Annotated in this window: 7 protein-coding genes; 3 read left to right on the forward strand and 4 right to left on the reverse strand. The window is 72.2% G+C overall.

The window, feature by feature from the left end; translation table 11 throughout:
- Positions 1-35: 35 nt before the first annotated feature.
- Complete coding sequence (locus ACIA5A_RS29545; protein ID WP_396767831.1) at positions 36-860, reverse strand: SigB/SigF/SigG family RNA polymerase sigma factor; 825 nt, start codon at positions 858-860, stop codon at positions 36-38.
- Positions 861-1,158: 298 nt separating this feature from the next.
- Between ACIA5A_RS29545 and ACIA5A_RS29550 the strand changes: the two genes are divergently transcribed.
- Positions 1,159-1,893: a hypothetical protein gene (locus ACIA5A_RS29550; RefSeq protein WP_396767833.1), complete on the forward strand. Its 735-nt coding sequence runs from the start codon at positions 1,159-1,161 to the stop codon at positions 1,891-1,893.
- Here the strand turns inward: ACIA5A_RS29550 and ACIA5A_RS29555 are convergent.
- Complete coding sequence (locus ACIA5A_RS29555) at positions 1,842-3,431, reverse strand: phospholipase D family protein (RefSeq protein WP_396767835.1); 1,590 nt, start codon at positions 3,429-3,431, stop codon at positions 1,842-1,844. The two genes, ACIA5A_RS29550 and ACIA5A_RS29555, sit on opposite strands and share 52 nt — an antisense overlap.
- A gap of 144 nt (positions 3,432-3,575) precedes the next feature.
- Between ACIA5A_RS29555 and ACIA5A_RS29560 the strand changes: the two genes are divergently transcribed.
- Entirely contained in the window at positions 3,576-3,704 is a 129-nt protein-coding gene (locus ACIA5A_RS29560) for a hypothetical protein (RefSeq protein WP_255563042.1), read from the forward strand.
- Positions 3,705-3,753: 49 nt separating this feature from the next.
- On the opposite strand, the gene ACIA5A_RS29565 is transcribed toward ACIA5A_RS29560, so the two are convergent.
- Both ACIA5A_RS29565 and ACIA5A_RS29570 read right to left on the reverse strand, forming a co-directional pair.
- Positions 3,754-4,740 carry a pirin family protein gene (locus tag ACIA5A_RS29565; protein ID WP_396767838.1) on the reverse strand — a complete coding sequence of 329 codons (987 nt, stop codon included), beginning with the start codon at positions 4,738-4,740 and terminating at the stop codon, positions 3,754-3,756.
- Positions 4,741-4,750: 10 nt separating this feature from the next.
- Complete coding sequence (locus tag ACIA5A_RS29570; protein ID WP_396767840.1) at positions 4,751-5,233, reverse strand: MarR family winged helix-turn-helix transcriptional regulator; 483 nt, start codon at positions 5,231-5,233, stop codon at positions 4,751-4,753.
- 148 nt (positions 5,234-5,381) lie between these two features.
- On the opposite strand from ACIA5A_RS29570, the gene ACIA5A_RS29575 reads away from it, so the two are divergent.
- Positions 5,382-5,891 (forward strand): GNAT family N-acetyltransferase, encoded by a 510-nt coding sequence (locus ACIA5A_RS29575; protein ID WP_396767842.1) that lies wholly within the window; start codon positions 5,382-5,384, stop codon positions 5,889-5,891.
- Positions 5,892-6,000 lie beyond the last annotated feature (109 nt).

The raw sequence follows: 6,000 nt of genomic DNA on the forward strand, positions 1-6,000 counted from the left end.
GCGGCGTGTCGCCGACCGGGCCGTTGCGCGTGTTCCTAGTAGGTGCCGTCGAGCTGGCCGCGCAGCTTGGTCAGCGCCCGGGCCAGCAGCCGGGACACGTGCATCTGCGAGACGCCGATCTGCTCGGCGATCTGCGACTGGGTCAGGTTGCCGTAGAAGCGCAGCGTGAGGATCTTCTGCTCGCGCTTGTCGAGCGTGGCCAGCGCCGGGCCGAGGGCGACCCGCATCTCGGCCAGCTCGAACTCGCCGTCCTCGCCGCCGAGCAGGTCGCCCAGCTCGGTGGCGCGCTCGCCGTCACCCGTGGGGGTGGACAGCGACACCGCGTTGTAGGCGCGGGCGCCCTCCAGGCCCTCCAGCACCTCTTCCTCGGTGACCTTGAGGTGGGCGGCGATGTCGGCGACCGTCGGCGAGCGGCCGAGCGTCTGCAGCAGCGTGCTGTTGGCGTCGGAGATCGCCAGGCGCAGCTCCTGGAGCCGGCGCGGCACCCGGATGTCCCAGGTGCGGTCGCGGAAGTGCCGCTTGAGTTCGCCGATGATGGTCGGGATGGCGTAGCCGGCGAAGTCGACGCCGCGGGACGGGTCGAACTTGTCGATCGCCTTGATCAGGCCGATCGCGGCGGTCTGCGCCAGGTCGTCGTTGGGCTCGCCCCGGCCGCTGTAGCGGTGGGCGAGGTGGTTGGCCAGCGGCAGCCACGCCTCGATGGCGCGGTCGCGCAGGGCCGCCCGCGACGGGTGGTTCGTCGGCAGCGCCGCCATCGTGTCGAGCAGGTTGGCGGCGCTGTCGGTGAGCGAGCGGGGGTCGAGCTTCGCGGAGCCGGCCGGCCGTGTCGTCGCCGGGGCGCTCATCGTGTGGGCGGTCATGGTGGTCCTCCCTGCACCTCGTCCGCGGAGAAAAAAGAAGAGACGCTTTGGTTTAGGTTTAACTGGTCCGTTCGGGAGCAACCGTAACCTGTTCGGTCGAGAAAAAGCCAGCCGAAAGTACGATGTACTTAAGGTGCATCGGGTTAGAAAAAGCCTGAATGAGGGCATAGTCGGCGCAGATGGTCCGCCGATCGGTCAAGGAAGAACCCGACAGGTGGCGTGCACTGTCGACTTTCTGTCGTTGTCCCGCCGATGGGACCGCCCGTAGCGTCCGTGTGGACACGTCTACGGAGGCACCGTGCTGGATCCCGCCGCGCCGCAACTCGTCATCAACGCCCGGACGCTGCTGTTCAGCTGGCTCCCGGCGGACCCCGGCGCGGCCGAGGCGCTGGTCCCGGCCGGGCTCCGTCCGCACCCCGAGCGGCAGGTCTTCTCCTGCCAGTACGTCGTCGACGACGAGACGCAGACCTCCGGCTTCGGCGCCTACTCGCTCACCTACCTCGGTGTCTCACTGGCGGACACCGCGCCACCGGACGGGGAGACCCCGGGCGGCTGGTGGACGCACTACCTGGCGTCCAGCACCCGGGTCCGGCAATACGCCGCCGCGCGCGGCGCCCCGGCCGCCGAGGGCGTGACCCGGCTCGAGCTGCGGGGCGGGCGGCTCACCGCCGAGACCTGGGCCGACGGCCGGCCGCTGATCCGGGTCACCGCACGGGCCGGGCACACCGGCACCGCGGGGCACAGCGGCCACCACCGCTACCTCACCCGCCGCGACGGCGAGCTGGTCGTCACCGACTATCCGTACGTGGCCGAGCCGGTCTCCCCGTTCGAGGTGGAATCGGTGGAGTTCCTGGCGCCCGAGCACCCGGTCTACGCGCTGCGCCCGGCGAACCCGCTGCACGTCTGCTGGGGCTTCTACTCCCCGCGGGTCTCCTTCGCCTACCCGGCCCGACCGAACCCACAGGACGAGCCGGTGCCCGCTCACCAGGTGCCGGCGCGCCGGGCCCGCAGCGGCCTGCCGTCCGGGTCGTAGACCAGCCGGTACGCCGGGAGCGCCCAGACCCGCGTACGCCAGGGCAGTCGCTCCGGCCGGTGCGGCCGCAACCGGCCCGGCGGACGGGGACCGACCCGGCCGCCGGCGTGCCAGCGGTCCAGTTCCTCCGCCGCCGCGTCGATCGCCGCCACCGCGTCCGCCGGGTCCAGCAGGTCGTCGTCCTGCGTGCCGTCCGGGTCGCGGTCCAGGTGCTCGCGCCACAGCCGCAACCGCAGGTCCCGGGCGAAGGCGCGGGCGCCGTCGCCCAGCCCGGCGGGGTCGGCGGGGGCCCGCTCGTCGCGGGTGTCGTCGAGGACCGCGCAGGACAGTTCGCTGTCGTGGGTCCAGGACCGGCGGTTGAAGTTGTCACTGCCCACGCTCGCCCAGACGTCGTCGACCACGCAGGCCTTGGCGTGCACGTAGACCGGGGTGCCCTCGTGGTTCTCCACGTCGAACACGTGCACCCGGTCCGGCGCGGCCCGGCGGCAGAGCGAGAGCGCCTGCTCCCGCCCCACCATGTTCGGCGGCAGCGCCCACTTGCCGTCCACGTCCGGGTGCCGGGGCACCACGGCCACCAGGTGCAGCTCCGGGTGCTCGCGCAACGCCTGGGCGAACAGCTCGGCCACCTCGGTGGACCAGAGGTACTGGTCCTCCAGGTAGATCAGCCGCCGGGCCCGGCGTACCGCCTTGGTGTAGCCGCGCGCCACGGTGCGCTCGCCGTCCGGGGCGAAGGAGTAGCGCGGGCGGACCGCCGGATAGGTGCGCAGCACCTGCACGTGGTGCGGCCCGAGCGGTGGGGGGTCGGCCGGCTGTTCGGGCAGCGGGTCCGGGGTGAGGTCCGAACCACGCAGCCGGTCCCGCAGGTAGGCCAGCGGGTTCTCCGAGTCCAGCGGCATCGGGTCGGTCCACCGCTCGCGGAACGTGGTGTCCAGCGCGCCGACCACCGGCCCGCGCAACGCGAGCTGCACGTCGTGCCAGGGTGGCGTCGGGCCGTACCGGGGGGACATGTCCACCGGCTGCGGGTCGCCGGCGTGGGTGGCGTCGTCACGTCGGCTGTGGCACAGGTCGATGCCGCCGGCGAACGCGACGTCGCGGCTCGGGTCGCCGGGGTGGCGCAGCACGACGAGCTTCTGGTGGTGCGAGCCGCCGCGACGGACCCGCTGGTCGAGCAGCACCTCGCCGCCGGCGGCGTTGACGGTCTCGCTGAGGTCGCGGTTCTCCGCCTCGCTGTAGGAGAGCGTGTCGAGGTGGGAGCGCCAGAGCAGGCCCTTGACGATCACCCCGCGCTGGGCGGCCCGGGCGAACAACTGGGCCACGGTCGGCCCGTCCGGGCGCATCCGCTGGTCCGGGTCGCCCCGCCAGTCGGTGAAGAACAGGTGGTCGCCGTCGCCCAGCGCCTCCACCTCGCTGACCAGCCGGTCAAAGTACGCGGCACCGTGAACGAGCGGCTCGACGAGGTTTCCATCGGTCCAGACGGGTAACTCAGACCCCGGGTTGGCGCGTTCCTGTGCGGCGAGGAACCAGTCCCGCAGGGTCACGTTCCAGCCTCCCGAGGTCGATGACGTCCTCACACGGTAGGACCCCCGGTCGGGCCCCGCACCACGACGCAGCAGGTCGGCGGCGGTGCTACGAGCCTGGGGTACCCCGGACCCCTGGACCGCGAAACTCAAGGAGGCACCGACATGCCCGCCGAGACGACGAACACCGTGACCGACGGCCGCGACCAGGCCGTGGAGGGGGAGCGGGGTGCGCTGGTGGCGGTCCTGTTGATGGTGATCCTCGGGGTGGCCGGGATCTTCGCCGTCTCCTGAGCCGCCCGGGCGCACCGGCGAACCGGAGCGCCCGGGCGTTCTCCACCGGTCAGGGGCGGTCGCCCTGACCGTCGCTGTGCGGCACCCGCCCGGTCGGGACGACGCCGAGCCGGCCGGCCTGGAAGTCCTCGACCGCCTGGATCAGCTCGGCCCGGGTGTTCATCACGAACGGGCCGTAGTGCGCCACCGGCTCACGGATCGGCTGCCCGCCCATCAGGTAGAGCTCCAGCGCCGGGGTGTTGCCGTCCTGCGTCCGGTCGGCGGTGACCCGCAGCGCGTCGCCGGGCCCGTGCACGGCGAGCTGACCCAGGTGGATCGGCTGCCGGTCGGTGCCCACCGTGCCCCGGCCGGCGAGCACGTAGACCAGCGCGTTGAAGTCGGCCCGCCAGGGCAGGCTCAGCTCCGCGCCGGGCTGCAACGTCACGTGCGCGATGGTGATCGGGGTGTGGGTCGACCCCGGCCCCCGGTGCCCGGCGACCTCACCGGCGATCACCCGGATCAGGCCGCCGCCGTCCGGCGTGGTCAGCAGCGCCGACTCCCGGCCGCGGATGTCCTGGTAGCGCGGGGCGCTCATCTTGGCCACCCGGGGCAGGTTGACCCAGAGCTGCAGGCCGTGGAACAGGCCGCCGCTCATTACCAGGTGCTCCGGCGGGGCCTCGATGTGCAGCAGGCCGCTGCCCGCCGTCATCCACTGGGTGTCGCCGTCGGTGATGGTGCCGCCGCCCCCGGTGGAGTCCTGGTGGTCCATGATCCCGTCGATCATGTAGGTCACCGTCTCGAAGCCCCGGTGCGGGTGCCACGAGGTGCCCTTCGGCTCGCCCGGCGCGTAGTCCACCTCGCCCATCTGGTCGAGGTGGATGAACGGGTCGAGATCGGTCATCGAGACCCCGGCGAAGGCCCGGCGGACCGGGAAGCCCTCACCCTCGTAGCCGCTGGGCGCGGTGGTGACCCGGCGGACCGGGCGGTAGCTGGTGGACTCGTCGAGCTTCGGCAGGCGGGGCAGGACGAGGACGTCGTCGACGGTGATCGCGGGCATCGCGGTCTCCTTACTTGTCGGCCGGGGTGGACGACGCGACGCGGTCGGCGCGCAGGCGCCGGCCGAGCCGCTCGAAGACCCGGGTGAGGCAGGCGACCTCGGCGTCGTCGAGATCGTCGATCAGGTGGGCGCGCACGGAGCGCAGATGGTGCGGCGCGGCCTCGCGCAGGTTCAGCAGGCCGGCCGCGGTGAGCACGGCCTCGCTGCCGCGCCGGTCGGCCGGGCAGGACTCCTTGGCCACCAGGCCGCGCTTCTGCATGGTGGTGATCTGGTAGGTCAGCCGGCTCGGTGAGAACACCAGCCGGTCGGCCAGCTCACCCATGCGCAGCCGCTGGCCGGGCGCCTCGGAGAGCAGCACCAGCACGTGGTAGTCGGCGAAGCTCAGGTCGCTGTCGGCGCGCAGGTCGTCCTCGAGCTGGGTGAACAGCCGCTGGCTCGACTCGATGTAGGCGCGCCAGCACGCCGTCCGCTCCGCGTCCAGGCTCTCCGTCATGCTCCGAAGAGTAACACTAATTAAAATTTAAACAAGTCTCCCTGCCTGCCGACACTCAACCTTGAGGCCGTGCGGTAGGACGCCTCGTTGAAATCTGAAGCGAAAGGCTGGTCGTGATGCGTCGGAGCGGCGTGCCATCATCCGTCGGATGGACGAGGTGAAGCTCACCGCGCCGGGTCTCCGACTGCGCGCCTGGCATGACGACGACGCCCCCGCCGTGCTGGCCGCGCTCGCCGATCCCGCGATCGACAGGTGGAACGGCCAGGGCGTCACCGATCTGGCGAGGGCCCTGGACTGGGTGCAGTGGCGCGCCGACCGGAGCTCAGGCACCCGCCTGTCGCTGGCGGTGACCGATGACGCCGGAGCGCTGTTGGGCGCGGTGTCGCTGAACGAGATCCGCGGCGGCAACGCGTCGATCGGCTACTGGACGGTGGCCGAGGCGCGCGGCCGGGGTGTCGCGCTCCGGGCGGTGACCGTGCTCACCGCCTGGGGCTTCCGCGAGCACGGGCTGCACCGCATCGAGCTGTGCACGCGGTGGCCAACCCTGCCTCGTGCCGCGTCGCCGAGCGCGCCGGCTATGCCTTGGAGGGCACCCTGCGCGAGTCGCACGTCTACGGCGACGGCCACCGACACGACGAACACCTACACGCCCGCCTGACCACAGACCCGTAACCCGTTACCTTTTTGATCGTCCCCAGCCGGGGACCCTCGGTCGCCCGGCCCGGTATGACTTCCTGCCCCTGTCGTTCGGATGATCCGGGGGGTGT

Origin of the sequence: Micromonospora sp. NPDC051300 (assembly GCF_044455315.1) — a bacterium.
GTDB classification, from domain to species: Bacteria; Actinomycetota; Actinomycetes; order Mycobacteriales; family Micromonosporaceae; genus Micromonospora; species Micromonospora robiginosa.